The 16,596-nt window shown below is 55.3% G+C and carries 12 protein-coding genes and 2 pseudogenes; 8 read left to right on the top strand and 6 right to left on the bottom strand.

Annotation, left to right across the window (positions count from 1 at the left end; translation table 11 throughout):
* Positions 1-91: 91 nt before the first annotated feature.
* A complete protein-coding gene (locus TERRO_RS15610) occupies positions 92-1,666 on the top strand; it encodes a tetratricopeptide repeat protein (protein ID WP_014786663.1) in 1,575 nt (524 codons plus the stop codon).
* 378 nt (positions 1,667-2,044) lie between these two features.
* Positions 2,045-3,004: a DoxX family membrane protein gene (locus TERRO_RS15605; RefSeq protein WP_052313366.1), complete on the top strand. Its 960-nt coding sequence runs from the start codon at positions 2,045-2,047 to the stop codon at positions 3,002-3,004.
* Between the two features lie 858 nt (positions 3,005-3,862).
* Here TERRO_RS15605 and TERRO_RS15595 read toward each other — a convergent pair.
* Positions 3,863-5,284 (bottom strand): M61 family metallopeptidase, encoded by a 1,422-nt coding sequence (locus TERRO_RS15595; protein WP_157178398.1) that lies wholly within the window; start codon positions 5,282-5,284, stop codon positions 3,863-3,865.
* A gap of 507 nt (positions 5,285-5,791) precedes the next feature.
* Here TERRO_RS15595 and TERRO_RS22245 point away from each other — a divergent pair.
* Positions 5,792-6,544: an alpha/beta hydrolase gene (locus tag TERRO_RS22245; protein WP_014786659.1), complete on the top strand. Its 753-nt coding sequence runs from the start codon at positions 5,792-5,794 to the stop codon at positions 6,542-6,544.
* 104 nt (positions 6,545-6,648) lie between these two features.
* Positions 6,649-7,476 (top strand): hypothetical protein, encoded by an 828-nt coding sequence (locus TERRO_RS15585; protein ID WP_014786658.1) that lies wholly within the window; start codon positions 6,649-6,651, stop codon positions 7,474-7,476.
* 157 nt (positions 7,477-7,633) lie between these two features.
* Here TERRO_RS15585 and TERRO_RS15580 read toward each other — a convergent pair whose 3' ends face one another.
* The 3 genes from TERRO_RS15580 to TERRO_RS15570 form a co-directional block, all read right to left on the bottom strand.
* Positions 7,634-8,416: a TIGR03435 family protein gene (locus TERRO_RS15580; RefSeq protein ID WP_081490658.1), complete on the bottom strand. Its 783-nt coding sequence runs from the start codon at positions 8,414-8,416 to the stop codon at positions 7,634-7,636.
* A gap of 70 nt (positions 8,417-8,486) precedes the next feature.
* Complete coding sequence (locus TERRO_RS15575; protein WP_157178397.1) at positions 8,487-9,278, bottom strand: TlpA family protein disulfide reductase; 792 nt, start codon at positions 9,276-9,278, stop codon at positions 8,487-8,489.
* A 964-nt stretch (positions 9,279-10,242) separates the two neighbouring features.
* A complete protein-coding gene (locus tag TERRO_RS15570; protein ID WP_217164376.1) occupies positions 10,243-10,578 on the bottom strand; it encodes a TetR/AcrR family transcriptional regulator in 336 nt (111 codons plus the stop codon).
* Between the two features lie 101 nt (positions 10,579-10,679).
* Between TERRO_RS15570 and TERRO_RS15565 the strand changes: the two genes are divergently transcribed.
* Positions 10,680-11,045 (top strand): TIGR03435 family protein, encoded by a 366-nt coding sequence (locus TERRO_RS15565; protein ID WP_081490657.1) that lies wholly within the window; start codon positions 10,680-10,682, stop codon positions 11,043-11,045.
* Positions 11,046-11,618: 573 nt separating this feature from the next.
* On the opposite strand, the gene TERRO_RS22240 is transcribed toward TERRO_RS15565, so the two are convergent.
* Complete coding sequence (locus TERRO_RS22240) at positions 11,619-12,407, bottom strand: hypothetical protein (RefSeq protein WP_014786655.1); 789 nt, start codon at positions 12,405-12,407, stop codon at positions 11,619-11,621.
* Between the two features lie 215 nt (positions 12,408-12,622).
* Here TERRO_RS22240 and TERRO_RS23880 point away from each other — a divergent pair.
* Positions 12,623-12,895 (top strand): annotated as a pseudogene (locus TERRO_RS23880) (hypothetical protein); the annotation flags it as partial.
* Positions 12,896-12,952: 57 nt separating this feature from the next.
* Here TERRO_RS23880 and TERRO_RS22805 read toward each other — a convergent pair.
* Positions 12,953-13,213 (bottom strand): annotated as a pseudogene (locus TERRO_RS22805) (DUF1738 domain-containing protein); the annotation flags it as partial.
* Positions 13,214-13,960: 747 nt separating this feature from the next.
* On the opposite strand from TERRO_RS22805, the gene TERRO_RS15550 reads away from it, so the two are divergent.
* Positions 13,961-14,533 (top strand): GAF domain-containing protein, encoded by a 573-nt coding sequence (locus tag TERRO_RS15550; protein WP_245536117.1) that lies wholly within the window; start codon positions 13,961-13,963, stop codon positions 14,531-14,533.
* Between the two features lie 219 nt (positions 14,534-14,752).
* On the top strand, positions 14,753-16,519 hold the full coding sequence (locus tag TERRO_RS22230) for an FG-GAP repeat domain-containing protein (RefSeq protein ID WP_014786652.1): 1,767 nt from the start codon (positions 14,753-14,755) through the stop codon (positions 16,517-16,519).
* Positions 16,520-16,596 lie beyond the last annotated feature (77 nt).

Genomic DNA, 16,596 nt, shown 5'->3' with positions numbered 1-16,596 from the left:
TGTCCTATGAAGCGGGACCGCTCGGCGTTCGTCAAAAGAAAAGCGCCAAGAACGCAACACAACCTCATACAAAGAAACAGGAAAAGAAGGCATGCGCCAATGGATTGCGAAGAATCCGCTTTTGAGCTTTTGCGTTGTCGCCATGGTGTGGGTGAGCCTTCTTTACTCGGCGGTAATTAATGCTCCCTTCCTGGATGACGACATAGGTCTGATCGCGAACAACACCATTCTCCTGTCATGGCATGAGGTTTGGACGAAGTATGTGTTGAGCCCGTTGCCGCTTGGTCTGGGACTGGCGATTAAGGGTGAAGGAACGTATCGCCCAATGTTCTTGATCCTGCTAGCCATCGAAAAACACGTGTTCGGAGACCAGCCGGGCGGGTTCCACTTTACCGGTCTATTCCTTCATTGGATAAATGGTGTGCTGCTTTTTGAGCTGCTGCGCCGACTGAGAATGCGGTCGCTGTTTGCTGCGCTAGCGAGTTTGATTTGGCTTGGAATGCCCATCAACAGTGAAGCGGTGGTTTGGGGGAGCGCGCAATCGTATCCGCTTTGCTTAATGTTTCTTCTCTCCGCTCTTTTGCTGGGGTTAGGGTTTGTGCGATCCGGCGGAAGCGGGTGGCTGGTGGCTTTTACGATTGCTGCGTTACTGGCGGATTTCTCTTACGAACAGGGCCTTCTGCTAGTGGTGCTCGTTGGGTTGGGATATATTCTGCTGAACGAGCAACGGCCGTGGCATCGCTGGGGTTTGCTTGCAGGGGCTGGGCTGCTGGCGGCTACGGCCTATTTTGCATGTCGTTGGGCAGTGGGTACGCGTGCCGGTAAAGGGCCGCATCACTTTTGGAATGTTGCTGAAGTGTTTTGGCACTATCTCAAACTAATCGTGCTGCCCGTACACATGAGTATCGAACGCTCCACGAGCGTTCCTGGGACAGCATTGTCGAGCGGAGCTGTTTTTGCATGGGCGGCTCTGATCTTCTTGATTGCCGGCATGGTCCTTTTGCGGCAGCGGATTCCCGCGCTCACTGCAGGGCTGGCTGTGGTCCTCATTACGCTGTTACCGTATTACGGATTCGTCTATATCTATCAAGGCATGGCGGAACGCTACGTCTATTTCGCCTCGATTGGCTTCGCAGCCGGACTCGCGGGGGCAGTCGCTGGCGTGCGCCCCGCTGCACGCCGGATTGTTGTTGCGTGTCTTGTCATTTGGATGGGCTGGGGAGCGTGGAGATTGGTGGGGAGAGTGGACGACTGGCAGAGCGCCCTCGCACTCTATGGTCATTCGCTTGAGGCTACGCCCAACAGTGCTTTGACGAATCTCAACTACGGAGTGGCACTCCAGCTGGCGGGCCGTCAGGCCGAGGCAGAGGACGCATACAGGCGCGTAATCACGTTGGCTCCGATGAATGCCCAAGCTCACGTTGATCTGGAGAATCTTTACATCGTAGAAGGACGTCTTGATGAAGCCATTGCCATGTATAAACGCGCAATAGCAATTGACCCCAATGATGTCGCCGCCTACTTCAATTTGGGTGTGATGTTTCAAGAGCGCGGACAGGACCAAGAAGCACTTGTCTTCTATAAAAAAGTGTTGCAACTCAAGCCCGATGATCCGCAAACCCTGCTGTATCTGACTAAGCTACTGAAGCCCAGAGGAAACCAATAGCTTAAAGAGCTTCCGCTGAGTGTAGCTTCGATAATTACTTGGCGCGGTCTTTCAGCGCTATTTGGCGCAACGGCTGCGGTTTGCCGCTTGAGAAGGCACGGACCGGTGGTGCCCGTGGGTTGCAAGTTGTTGTTCGACGGTTGGCTCGCCAAGACAGAAGCCCCTACGCCCGTCAAACCGGCTCGGCCGTCGCCGAACATACGGCAGATAATGCTGAAACATTACGCCACATAATTCTGAAAGTGACAACCAGTACCACAATATGCAATTCGGAATAGACGGCCCCAAATCGTAGCCCTTATAGTGGTTCCGTACATGACCGGCCCTCCAGAGAATAGAAACGTAATCACTGCAGAAGTCTGGCCACATTGGAAACGAGTGGCCTTTCGCTTCGTGGCTTTGTTCTGGGTTGGCTTCCTTCTACGAAGCGGTGTGCTCTTGGCGATCACGGCGTTTGCTCCCTTGCTGCAGCACTGGCTCCTGCCATGGCCTGTCCGCATCTTGACCTGGCCTGTTCAGGCGCTCACAAGCTTGCTGGCGCATCACGTGTTCCACCTGGCCGGCGTCGCCGCAGTGGCTCACCAAACTGGATCGGGTGATACTGCCCTTGCTTGGATCGGCATGCTTGCTCTCGTGCTCGTTTCTTGGCTCGGCTGTGTCGTTTGGACGACCGTTGCATCGGTCCGCGGTGTGCGGCAGGAGTATCGAACCCTCTTTGCTTACCTGCACCTCGCCCTTCGGATTTCTCTCGCCGCCACCTTGCTTGGGTATGGGTTCAGCAAAGTCTTCGATGCGCAGTTCAGTCCGCCAGGCCTGAACACGTTAAATGAACGCTTGGGTGACTTTTCCCCTATGGGCTTGCTTTGGACTTTCATGGGGTACTCAATTCCATACACGGTATTGTCCGGTGTGGCTGAGGTGATTCCTGGCATCCTGTTGCTCTTTCGCCGCACGGCCACCCTGGGAGCCTTGATCTCCGTCGCCGTATTCCTGAACGTTGTAGCCCTGAATTTCTGTTACGACGTTCCAGTCAAACTCTTTTCTTCAACGCTGCTCGTACTGAGCATGTTTCTGTTGCTCCCCGATATGGGTCGGCTCTGGAGCGTGTTCATCCAACATCGCGCTGTTCCTCTCAGAACGCCTACCGTGCCGAAACCAGAACGCCATCGGCTCCGCATCGCTGGTTACGTTCTGCAGGCTTTGGTCATCGCGTCGCTCTTTTACACGACTATCAGCAATAACTACCATGCATGGTGGACTGATCCCGTGCCCCAGCAAAAGCATCTGCTGACTCAGCGCGGCTTTCACTGGGTCCAGGAGAATCCCTTTAATCGGTAACAGCGAGAATCACACCCAGAACAACTCCGTTGGGGTGGCAGTTTCCGAAATCCGACCCTACGGGAATGAGGGTGCGCAGGTGACGACAACGGCGTTCCTCATTTCTTGTCCTGGAGTATGATTTTCCCAGAAACGGAGGCCACCGATGCGCTCACTTCTCACTTTCGCAGCCGTAATCCTAGCTCCTGCTCTGATGGCGCAGCGTAACGATCAAGCCATTCTCCGGCTAGGACAAAGCACTAGCTGCCCCGTGGGTGTTGAGGCCTCTCCTCGCACCCTCCCCGCGCTCCGGAGCGTGGATCGGGATACCAACGCACGCTTGCATGACAGACTGGCATACAAGATCGCCCTGCTCACATCGGATGGCAAACTAGTGAGAAGCGCTCAGGTGAAGCTGATCGGTATCGACGAGGCTTCCATGCTAAGAGCGTCGGATGGCGATCGCGGGGACCTGATTTCGGAGAGATTTACGCTTCCGGGTGCCGAGGCGATGGTGTACACACGCCACTTGACTGGTGTCCGGTGGATTCAGCTGGAGAAGGTGACCTACCTTGACGGCGAAGTGTGGTCTCAAACACCGGGAAGCGTTTGTCGTGTAGCGCCAAACGCTCTCATGCCAGTCGATAGTGCGAGCAGGCGCCGGTAACGAGAAGTAGAATTCTCGTCAATTTCGGAGCGGAGCCATCCGGGCGATTGGAGATCTGGTCGACTTTCGCTGACGACGTTTCTCAGGACCTTCGTACTGTAAAGCCACTAGAATTGTCGGGCTTCGGTCAACAGAGCGAAGCGGCCGCCATTACCCAGGTACCGAGGGTCCACTGATCGCGGCATATAAGTCGCGACGGAAAACGAGGCCGTTCAGGGGCGCGTCTCAAGGCTTCCTAAGCAGTTGTCTGATGTAGCCGTGTATTGCCAGACTTCCACCGACGAGCCCCGAGGGTAGTAGCTCAAACGCTTATCTCCCGAGTCGGTGCTGACCCGGAAGGTGGCTAAATGGTCGGTGTCGCCGTTCCGCACTGAGAACCCCAGAAGCTTTTGACCATTGCGGAGTCCGGCAAGGAAGGCGGGACCACCATCAGCAACGCCCGCGACCGTCATGGTGGAGGAGGACATCTTTAGATCGAAACCGAGCTCGTAAGCCGGCAGGGATTCCACCGCTGCCTTGCCACAAGACTCCTGCCGAGGGATTCGAGCTGGCGCCGGCAGCATTCCGTAATCGACCACGGCCTGCTGCAGCAGCGCTTGAGAGGAGGGCGAGAGGTACTTGTCGATGGTGGCCAGCAGGCGCTCAAACGTTAAAGGCCTGGAGGCACCTTTGACCATGTCGAACATGACATCGTCCAAGGAATGTTTATTATGCGATTCGTCCCGGATGGTTCCGTCGAGCCAAAGTGAGATCACTCGCCCACGGATGTATTCGTCTGTGCTCGTTGGAAAGCGCCGGAGGTCTTTGTTCAGTGAGGAGATGTACGCAGTGGACGTCATAGCCCCGGCCCGCAGGGTGAGCAGCTGAGCGTAGTACTCCGTCGTACCCTCGTCAAACCACCTGATGTTGCGCTCATCGTAGCCCACGGGGATGCGTCCCATCCGCTTAGGATTCCAGGCATGGAAAGACTCATGCGCTAGTTGCGGAAGCAAACCTTTGATCTGGTCGCGCTTGGAGACGAACATCCAGAATGCGTCTGTGAATGCACTGCCATCACTGCTACCGTGATCCTGATCGTAGGGGGCGAGAGTGACCAGGAACGAAGGGAAGTGGTCATCATGCCAGAAGCGTCGTACCATCCCAACAACGTCCCGAATGTCTGAGACAGCGTCTTCATCTGAGAACTGCCAAGCACCTCGAATGGCTAACAGGGCCGGTTTACCGTTGATGGAGAAGTCGTGCAGACGGAAGTCTCCTGCAGCGTAGAGCGCGCCGTGTATATCGCGCCATGGTGCTGTCTTCGTTTGGCAAAGACCGGAGGACGAGCGGGAGCTGCCGAAGCTTGTTGCAAGCACCCAGCCCCGAGGCAATGCACTCCAATCAAAGTGCGCTGTCTCAATCTCGTCGTTTCCGAGACCAAGGCGCACGAGACCGTTGCTTCCAGTGAACTCTAGGTACTCGGGATCCAGAACGGGATGGAACTGCAGGGGATGTTTAAAGGTTCCGGTCCAATCTCTCGTAAGGTCGTAGGTGACCCTCACGCTACGTCCGGGATATGCGTGGATCACGCGCTGACTTGGATCCGACCCCTCAACTAGGACCGCCTCGGATGAGGCGGCTTGGAGTTCGGTCATGGACTGGAGCTTCTCACCTGCCCATCCCATCGGCAGTGCCAGGACTTCTGTGCCGGTCCTGCCGACTTCGAATTCTAGAACGGTGTGAAGTATGAGGCCTGTTGCAGAAATCTCAGGTCGGAAGGTGTATGTAACCTGACGATGAGCACTGGGCTTAAAACGGCATTGGGCATAGCAGAGTGCGCTCCATGCCCACCACAGTGACGCTGCAATTAGAGCAGTCCGACCACGAAAACGCATTCCTGCTCCAAGACGCGGCGAGCTGATGTCATTGGCAGGGTATCAGTCGCGAACAAGCGGCGCCTCAGTGGTGTCCGCATCGGCGATTGGCCCTAAAGAAAGACACCTACGCTTCCAACGCCCTTGAGGCACACCAAGTCGCATCCCGTCAGTTAGGGAACGGAGCGAGCCCAGGCGTTCGGACTTTCAACAACGGCTCTTCTCTGGACTAGTAGACACGACCGCAACCGGGTGGAACTCGCTTGCAGACCTTCGTACATTAGAGCAATGCTGCTGAAGCTAACGCTTGCGTCCGTCCTGTGCTCCTCGGCCTGCTCATTTGGTCAGGTTTCGCTTCCTGCTGGAGAGCATCAAGCGACGATCAATGGGGTTAAGCTTTGGTTCAAAGTTGCGGGTCAAAGGCGTCGGGCCAAGTCGCCTGCGCTCTTTTTGCATGGTGGGGCTGGGTACAACAGCTACAGCTTCGAGAAAACGATCGGTGCACAGCTCGAAGGGCATGTACAGATCATCTATCTTGATGAGCGCGGCTCTGGTCGTAGTGAACGGCCGGTGAACCGCGATTACGCCATGACCACGCTGGTGCAGGACGTTGAAGCTCTGAGGAGGAGCTTGGGCATCCAAAAGCTTTCGCTGATGGGCCACAGTTTCGGCGGTACTATCGCGTTGGAATATGCGTCACGCTACCCCGAGCATGTTGAGAAGCTGATCGTCTTGGACGGAGCCGCAGACATGCCAGCTACCTTCTCCCTCTGGGAAAAGCAGATAGAGCAGCGCTACCCAGCCGAGTGGCATTCCACCCTAGACAGCCCAGCGGGAAGCGCTTTGAAGCGGGCAGAGGCAAGCCACGATGGCTGCGCCATCGCGAAAGCGGAGTTCAGCGCAGAGATGACGACCTTGCAAAAGGCGGACGGTCAAACGTTCCATGACTGGCAACAGTTCCACAGCCAAGGCCCTCTGCAACAACAAAGAGCTATGGATCAGGTTGGGGAGGTGCAGGGCCTCTGCTTTTCGCTAGACTGACAACTTAGTCCTAAACGCGGTAACGTGATATAGGCACGGGCAGCGATCGAAGGCTGTAGCGATTTGCACAAGTAATGCTGGCGCGTTCTGGAGGGAGAACTTCTATGAAGCATTTAAGGGTAGCTGTCGGAGGACTACTCCTGACTTGCTGCGTAACGGTTTCCAAGAGGGCAAATGCTGACGGACCTGGATCGACCGATCCTGATCTCTCGCCGCCCGCGATAGTGCAGGGTCGCCCATTTTCTGCTTTGAAGTTCGCCCGAAGAGTACATCTCGACGGCAAAGGTAAGCAAACCCTTATTCAGGAAATGGGACACGTCCTATTAGCTCGTGACGCGGATGGGACAGTCACCATGATCGGAGCGCAGCCCTTTGACCAACAATGCGACGTTCCAGAGTATGGCACGCTGCCGCCCTGCGATTACTGGCGACAGTTTGTTTTTGATCCAAAGGTCGGTTCGATATGGCACTGGGGAGAAGGGCCATTAGGGAACACATCGCAGGCGATACAGATAAGCCTAAGCACGGCTCAACTCGCCGATGCCCAACGCCTCACCTCCGCTTTGCGACCGCGCAAGTTCAACACTGATCTCGAGCATGGCGTGTTTACGCAAGATCTGGGAGAGGCCACTATTCAGGGCATCCATGTGACTGGGTTTAGAACTGTCACATGTAGCGGTGCCTCAGCTGACGGCCCGAAAATTACATTCCACGAAGTATGGATTTCATTGGAGATGCGCCTGGTCGTGAAGGTTATTGATGGAGATACGGAAGGAAACGAAACGGTTTCGGGAATCGAGCATCTTTCACTCTCGCCCGCGGCGTCACTATTTCGTCCTCCCCCGTCTCGTTCGACTTTAAACTACACAACCAATAGCGAGTACGCGCAGGATGATTTGACCGCTCTCGCAGACTGGTTTGTAAAGGCTTAGTCGCGATCCTCGGGTGTTTTGACTCATCGCTGCCGCTGCGCGATTCCTTGTGCTGTTCCCGTCTGGATAGTGTTTCGACACTTTCATTTGATGTGTTGATACTGATAGTACTCAGCCTTTATCGGTAGGTTGGCTGTTGCGGACCTAGTAAAGATGCTCAGTTGCTCTGGGGGTGTTCAACTGCCGTAACGACGAGCACATCTGTTGCCGCCTTATCGAGCCTTAATTCGAGTCCGAGCTGATCCTTCAACGCCGAAAATACAGAAGGCCCAGACGTCTCCCCTGCGCTATCGAGATCAGGCTGCCACTCAAGCGCAATATCAAAATGATCGTTCAATCCGGTCCTATCAATTGTGGGGCGGCCAAGTACTAGACCGAGAGATCTTGCAAACTCCCCCATGGGAACATGCGAAGCTACCATCTTCCCGGGTCTTAGGCTTGGCCATAGACCTTTTTCATTGCTTTCGTTTACTGCTTGGGCTGACCGCTTCAGTTTCGCCCCACCCTTTGCGATCGTCAGAACGTACTGACGACCAGCCTTTTTTTCAAAGCCGGCTTGAAGTCCGAATCTTTGATGCAGAAGACGCTGTAGAAGTAATTGCTTTTGCTCTGTACTCAGCTTTTCGAAGGTCGCTAACTGTTCCGTGTCAACGCGCGCATCGAGGTCCAACTTTTCTGTACTTGCCCACTTTGGCAGACCCTCGAGTCGAGATTCGTCATAAACAAAATACGCATCCTGGATGATCTGCTTAAGCGTCACTCCCATAGCGGTATATCCAGTGGCGACAAACTGAGCACGCCATCTGCCATCATTTCTCACATTCGGTTTGACGATGGATACAGGGAAATCCCTCAGTTCATTTGGCAGTGTGCCTTCAGTACTTTGAGCGACACATTGTGATAACAGACAACTGAAGAACAAGACGGAAAGAAGACGCATTGAGTGGCGGCCTGTAAACCGAAGAGAAAAGAACGCTTTCTAAGCTTTGCTCCAAAGTATCAGCAGAGGGTTAATCATGAGGCTGCGGTAATTCTACGTGGAGGAAAGCAGCGATCGCTTGAAGCGTGACATCGCTGTAGGCGCCCTCCCACCTTTTGGCGACATGGCCACTTGGGGATACGACAAAGGTCCGGGGAGTTACATCGAGCGGCACACCTTGATATGGAACGGTCGCGTCTACGGTGTAGACGGGGAAAGCATAGGAACTCAGAACCTTTTTTGACTCACTATCTGCCTTCTGCGCCATCAAGCCAATCACTTGAAAGCGCCCATTTGATTGCTGCGATAGAGAGTTAATTGTTTTCTGATTCAGCTTGCACCATTTGCACGTTGGTGAGAGGACGTATAGAACTGTTTGCTTGCCAGAGGTCCTCAGAGGCAATGAGATCGCACGACCGTCAGAAGTAATGACGTGCAGTGAGGCTAATTCTTGTCCTACCGCCGGTAGGACCTGCGTCGTCACGCGTGAGCTGCTTGCTTTACTAGTGCTGTTCCAATACTGAGCGAGATTGAGCATCAATGATGCGGCGAGGAGAACTGTAGGGAGAGCTCCTAGTAATGCCCGCTTGTTCAACAGTTTCGACATTGTTTCTTCCATGCTTCGGCTGATGTAGCACTGCGTCCGGCTGCAAAGCGACAAGCGAGTCCACTGTAGTGAACAGCGCTTGTCGCTCAGCAGTGGTCTTCTATCACTAGAAGCAGTCGCCAGTGCCGGGTTCCCACGTTCCGTCAGCGCCGCATTGGCTGCCAGTATGCGACGAGTTGGCATAACAGCCACCGGTTGGTGTTTCGTGGCCAGCACCTACGCAAGTCTGTGGTCGGACTATTGCGTGTGTGGCGTGAGCCTTGATGCCAAAGCCCGCAGCCGCGGCCACGCTGCACATTGTGAGTGCGAGCAGTAGGAACGTTCTGGGTTGTCTGTTATGAGCGATAGTCATGTCGATTTCTCCCTCCGGGAAGATGGACGAGCATTACCATTGCCGGCACGTAGAAAACAATTAGGTAAATTGAGTACCCGTCAGCGGCGGCACGCCGGTGACGGCGCCGGTTTGGGCCTATTAGCTAACAATCGCAGCATGGACCCGCATCGCAAGTGTGCTTTGGAATACCGAGCATATGGAGCGAGCCGTCTGACACATGGGTTGCTCTACATTCCCAAAATGGAAATGACGCAAAACGACATTGTTGTAGCAGCGACAGCCGCGTCGCCAAGCGTCCAGCTAGGGGCCCCGGCATCCGCGCGGGATACTGCGCAAATACATTTGCCACGGAATTTAACGAAGGATTCGTAGCGGCTGCTAATGCCAACCGCCAACAACGACTCGCACAGCAGCGGGAACTGCGACTCGAATATTATGAGCAGTACTAAATCGGTCGAAGGGTGCTGGGCCTTACCAAGCGTGATTTAGCTCGCCCGTGACGCCAAGGGAATGGAAGCGATTCCGGCGCGGAATGCGACAAATATCGTGATCAAACTACGACATTTATTGGTTCTGGATCACTTTTGGTGAAGCTGGGACCTGACGCTGCACAGGCTCTCAGCCGCTGATTGCTAGGTCTCTGGAGCAGCGCAAGCCTAGACCGAACCTACAGGCGTTCATGGTGTCAGAAGCCTTCATCCCGCTCACCGGCTGAGTCGGCAGAGCGGCGTCATAGTGAATGCTTGATCAACTCGATCGGAGATAGCCCCAGACGGCCCCTTCCACTCTTTCCCGAAGTTTGTTGGAGGCACCTTCGATTGTGCTCATAATGCGTTCTCTTTACGATCAGGGCCCTTGTCGGCGCGAGAAAATCTCCCGCTTCTCTGCTATGTCGATAAGCCTGGCGAGTTGAGGGCGACGCATCTGGTGTTGGGTTGCCGCCGCGATGTAGCGCTGCATGGCTATGCGGCAATCAGTGAGTCGAGCTACCTGCGCCTTGATCGCCAGCAGAGGTGCTGCCTCACGTTCGATGATTGCACTGAGAAGAGCGTTCTTGCTCGGGAAGTACTGGTACAACGAGCCAATACTCACGCCCGCTTTCTTGCTCACGGCGTTTGTGTTGAATCCCTCGAACCCGCTCTTCTCAAGAATGCGAGCAGCCGCTTCCACGATGACAGCCACAGTCTCTTCTGCGCGCTTTTGACGGGGCAATTTACGTGGCTTTATCGTCCTGGCCGCTACACGTTTCCTGAGCATAGGGATGCGAGTACCAAAGATGAGCAATTGCTCATAGCCTTAAGTGTCAGCCAAGCGACAGCACGGGCTTCCCGTACAAATGCCAAGCCGTCCTTAGGGTCCGAAACGCTTCTCTTGGAGACGTCGCCAAAGGGATGCAGGATGCGTTCATGGACAAGCCCGTGGTCGATCAAACTGGTTTGCCTTCTCGATACGATTTCGATCTTAAGTGGACACCCGATGAATCACAGGGCTATTGCCCCGTAGCTGGGAGCCACACCGGAGACGATCCGAACGCTCCTCCGGGCCTTTACACCGCGATTCAAGAGCAGGCGGGGTTGAAGCTTGCTCCTGTGAAAGCCTTCGTGCAAGTCATGGTGATCGATCATATGGAACCGCCGTCCGAAAACTAGGCTGTGGGAGGCCGCGAGCAAACGCGACCGTTAGCGGAAGCTGCTCATTCGGCATTCGTGCTCGATCAAAACAGCCCTGGCGCCATCGGGTTGCTAGCTCTTGGGGAACAGGTGGACTGTGAGGAAGGGTCAACAGGGGATCCCGCTTGCCGGGCGACGTTCCCAAAGGGAATCGCCGCCGGACCGCGAAGACTGTGGACGGATCGGCTAAGTGCTACTCCGATCTGTCCTCTGCATCGGCCGCTCTTTCTTCCAGCTTTGACGGCAGGGTCTGATTGGGAGACAGCGTGATCCGCGTGAGGAACCCGATTGGGTCGGAGGATTGTTGGAGGATGATGTGGTCTTGCGGCATATGCAGCAGCTTTCCCCTTTTGTGTGCGGGTTGCGGCTGGGACTAGGCGGGCTCTTGCGTTTGCTCATGTGTGTGCGATCTCTCCGGGGTATTTGCCCCGTAGGGTGATAAAACCGGAGGTCGCGAGTGGTCAAATCGGCATCCGTGGGGCATCGGAATCGGTATTGGATTTGACAGTCAATTAGGGACAGCGGAGGAAGACCCGCAGCTACACGTGAACATCAGTGCGCCTTGGGCTGTCGATCCACGCCCGGAGGTGACTTGGATATTGGTAGGCGTGAGAAGCTCACAAGTTGGGGTGCAGGCTGCAAGGGCACAGCTGTAGACGGCACGGCGCCTATGAACGTCTGATGCCCCGTGAGCCAGCCATACATCACAGCGTTGCGGCGGTTCTCTTCAGCCCGGACCGGGTCTAAGTTTTGACCGGCGGCCCCGTGGTTCATCAATATAGGACCCTCCGCGGGGATCTGCACCAGAAAAACCTCACCATTCAGAAGCCGCACCGAATGTATCGAAAGGAGGCGCTGGATTCGTGCTGTCCACTCAATGCCAGAGTATTTCGCCTGGATGACAGGGGCCTTCTCTGAGTAGGGATTGCGTGTATGTAGCACTTGAGACGACACGTCGTAGAGGGTGGCGAAGTCTTCTCGCGTAAGGAATCCATCTGTGACCAAGTCGAAGTGGTGAAATCCCGGCATTGAGATGGGAGCCTCTAAAGGCATCGGGTAAAAGTCAGGGTTGAGCGCGGTCAGTTCCTTGAGGATCTGTTCGGCTTTCCAATGTCTGCCGAAATTGGCGTGGAGAGACGCGTATTGCTCTTTGTTTGCCGCTAGGGACGAGAACGCGATGGACTCCAACACTTTTCGGAATTGCAGGTACACCAGCTCAGTCTCGAAGGCTTCAGACCCGAGAAGGACTTGATTATCTAGAACGCTGCGAACGAGATTGATGCGATCGCGAATGATCGACATGTTGCTGCTGTAGAGCTGGGCTGCTTCCGAGATGGACATCGGAACCAGTTTAGAGGTCAAGGTTCAGCTTCGATTATTACTTTGCTCTGTCTTCCAGAGCGATTTGGCGCAACGGCTGCGGTTTGCTGCCTCGCGAGGTAACAGGCCCATGGTCCCAGACGACGGAGCGCTGCCTAGGATCGGAGCAGGACATCGCTGTCGCATTGAACGACAGTATCGAATTGTTGAAATGCGCATAGCAAAAATATGCGGAAATGCGCATTGACGTAATAGGGGTCAAGGCTATGTACCAACTCTCGCAAATGCCCAGGGTTGGCTTTCATGATCCCGAGATGCGATGGTGTTTCCTGTCTCTGGAGCGCAGCAACACCGAGACCAAGAGCTGGAACAGGGTGGATGGGGTCGACCTTATTCGGGGCCTCGCGATCTTCTTCGTGTTGATGAACCACGTGAACATGCAGCTTCTGTTCGCGCGCGTGCCGTACACGCAGGGTCTCCCACGTCAGGTGGTTTCCTCCCTTGTGTGGAACGGACAGTATGGGGTGCAGATGTTCTTCGCGGTCTCCGGCTTCCTTATAACGGCAACGTCCAAGCTGGTTCCACGCATAGAGGCCTGCAACGCGGGTCGCCTCGGGCATCTGTCGTGCGATCTCAAGGATGTTGCCGAAGCTGTAGTTATGAAACCTGCCCATGGCGGTGAGGTAGGCGGTGAGGCCTTCGGAGTGTCCTGCCTCAAGCTGCTCGATGAGGAGCTGAACGTTGGCGGCGATCACTTCCTTGGAGGTCTGGGGATTCGGTGTGGAGGGAAGGGTGGTGACGTTGTTTGCGGTTGCGTTGCTGGTCATGGTGGGCTTCTCCGTTTTGAATGGCTGTGCTGTGTTTGCTTTCAAACACGCCTTGGCCCTGGCCCACGCCAGCAGGGGCGGCAAGTGCAGGCTGTGCGGAAAAGTGCCCGTAAGGGCATGCCGGAGGCACGGAGGAAGCGAACACCTGGAGCTGCACGGAGCTTTTTCCATCAGCTTGCGCGCGCCAGGGACGGAGTCCCACAGCAGGTTTGGTTACCTAGCTCGGCGCGTAGCGCGGGAATTGCTCTTGGGGCGTTGCGGGGTGTCCCCGCAGAGGGGGGTGGCGGAAGAATGGCCCGGTGCTTCTTGCCGGCGCATTCCGGAGACAGGGGCAGACCTCCTTCAAAACTTGAGAAAGGGAGGCGAGAGGCGTTTACCACTCGCCCTGTGTGTTGTTTGGATCGCAAAGTGGCGTAACTTCTTGGGAGCTTTCTGGCGCAAGGTTCATCCCGTCTCATCGCTGAGGTGAACTGTCAATCAAGCTCGAGCCCCTTCCGGATGCCTGCAACCAGCTCTAATTCTGCTGATCGAGCACAGACTCAGATGGATGGTGCAGGGTCGCCTCCGACGGCTCCTTACGCCAGTTATCGCTCAAAGGTCTACGCCAAATATCGCTCAAAGCGACATTTCAAGATCCGCAGAGTCTTCACTCGAGCGCCGTCGTCGTAGCTGACTCGCAAGCCGTGGATTTTGGGCGAGGCAGTAACGGTAGGCAGAGAGGTCATTTAAGACGTGAGAAAATCGACTGTGCTTCCTGCAGAAGAGCCGCAGCTCGACCAAGAACTGGCTCGACTTGAGAAATTACGGAGCTTTGCGGTCCTCGACTCACTCCCGGAGCAGGGCTATGAGGATGTGACGGCGCTTGCGTCTTTCATCTGCGGTACTCCGATTTCGCTGATCTCCTTCGTCGATGAACAGCGGCAATGGTTCAAGTCTGAAGTTGGATTGGGTGCACGAGAGACCCCGCGAACACAAAGCTTTTGCGCCAATACGATATCAACGAGAGAAACACTTGTCGTAGAAGATGCGCGGACGGATCCGCGCTTTCGCGATAATCCACTGGTCCTGGGCAATCCAAACATCCGGTTCTACGCTGGCGCTCCCATAGTCCAGGACGGTTATGTTCTTGGAACGGTGTGCGTGATTGACACCGTTCCAAGAACACTGTCACTTAAGCAACTAGCCGCCCTGGAGTCGCTTGCTCGCCAAGTTTCGATGTTGTTGGACCAACGCAAAGCCTTGATGGATGCGCAGCACGAAGCGAAGCGGCTGGCCGACATGAAGGAGGACCTTTTCCAGATCAGGTCAGCCGCGTTGTGAGAACTTGGTTAAACCAGGCAGAGAGGACCGAAAGAGCGGTGTCATTTCCAGACACTCCATGGCGTTTGAAGGAATACTGCTGTTATAGTCACGCAACTCATGCTCAGGACCCATTCTTGAAGGCATCACCATGCTCGTCGCGCGGGAACAGTTTTCGTTGTGACATAAGAACGTTTGTAGTGTCTAAACGCTTCATTCACGTTGTCCCAGGACCCTCTCATGCTTGCTCGTAAAGTCTTTTCCATGCCAGTAGCTTTGGCGGTTGTGGCGGCCGCCTGCGCCGCAGGTAGCTCAACGATTGCTTATGCCCAATCAGCGGTGCCAACCAGTACTCTGCTTTCGGTGAAATCAAGCGGCGCTCTAGTGAACAGGGTTCCCAAACAGACTTCAGTCCAACTCGTTGCACAGGTGCAAAGTTCGACGGCGCCGCTTACAACCGGCCAGGTTCGATTTTGCGACGCGTCTGCACCGAGATGCACTGATCTACACCTGTTGGGAGTCGCACAGCTAACACCCTCGGGCACGGCCACCCTGAGCATCGTTCCCGGCCCTGGCTCACGGGCATACCGAGCGGAGTTCCTGGGAGTGGTCAAACAGTTTCAACCCAGTGTTTCTTCCAACGAAATGTTGACTGTCAACGGCAAGTTCCCGACGAAGACGACGCTAGTGGCTACCGGCTCTCCGGGCAACTACACACTCACGGCCACGGTGGTCGGAACCGGTTCTGCGGCAGCACTCACAGGGAATGTCTTCTTTACAGATCTGACCACGAGTCAACCGCAGCCGACGCAACTGGGAGTAAGTTCACTTGGAAGCAGCACCCCGGGTCTATCCCTAATCGTCGCTCCGAATAGTGTCAATCTGCCTGCCAATTACACAGTGGGTGACTTTAACGATGACGGAATTCCTGACCTTGCCGGTGTCGGATTAAACAATAGCGTGGGCGTGGTGCTCGGCGATGGAACCGGTGGGTTCCCGGTACGGGCGGTCAATTTCCCGGTCGGCTACTCTGTCAATACCTTTGCGGTAGGTGACTTCAACGGAGATGGCTTCCAGGACATTGCGGCGACAAGCTATACGGATGCCAAACTCATCATCCTTTTGGGTGAAGGGGATGGAACATTCCAGACAGCTGTAGCCTATCCTGGTGTGGCTTATACGAACACCATCGCGGTCGGTGATTTCAATCGGGACGGCATAGCAGACTTAGCGACAACGAGTAATGGCGTGAGCGCGGTTTCGCTTTTCATTGGGCAGGGCGATGGAACCTTCCGTAGGAAGGTTGCACCACTGGCGAGTGCTGCAATCAGTCTGGTCGTTGCCGACGTGAATGGCGATAGTATTCAGGACCTGGCAGCAGCCGAAGATAACTCGATCGAGGTCCTTCTTGGATCGGCTGGTGCGACATTTACCAGCGCTGGATTGACAGCAGTCGCGAATGCCACGCAGATGATTGGTGGGGATTTCAACGCGGACGGAAAAGTTGATCTAGCCGTGGCAAGCCAAGTGAACTACGCGGTTTCCGTTCTACTCGGCAACGGAAATGGATCGTTCACCGCTGCTGCCTCCATTCCATTTGACGGCGCGACTCAGCCCAATGCATTGGCATTGACCGATCTCAACCAGGATGGCTTAGAAGATATCGCCGTAGCCACCAGCTCGACGTACGAGGGAATCGGCTACCAAACGGTGCTGTTTGGAACCGGACAGGGCACCTTCACGTCAACAATACTTCCGCTCGCAAAGCCATACGCTGGCGGGCAGTATTACGCCAGCATCCTGAGCGCTGATATGAACGGTGACGGCAATCCGGATCTGCTTGTGGGGCCTGGCGTGCTTTTAGATAAACCAACACAAACTGCGCAGGCGGTGCTCACCGGCGTATCCGTCACCGGCCCCGGAACGCATTCCGTGCAGGCGGCAAGCTCGCCTGCTGCTCCTTACAACCCGAGTACTTCGAGCACAGCGCAGTTGCAGGGACAGTGACAGTAGTAGGCCAACGGCCTCGCCCGAGCCCAGGACATCGTGATCGGTGAGGCCGATTTTCTTAGCAAACGATAGCT

Source organism: Terriglobus roseus DSM 18391 (genome assembly GCF_000265425.1).
Classification (GTDB): domain Bacteria; phylum Acidobacteriota; class Terriglobia; order Terriglobales; family Acidobacteriaceae; genus Terriglobus; species Terriglobus roseus.
Note: the sequence above shows the minus strand (reverse complement) of the source record. Positions and strands in the feature narration are given on the sequence as shown.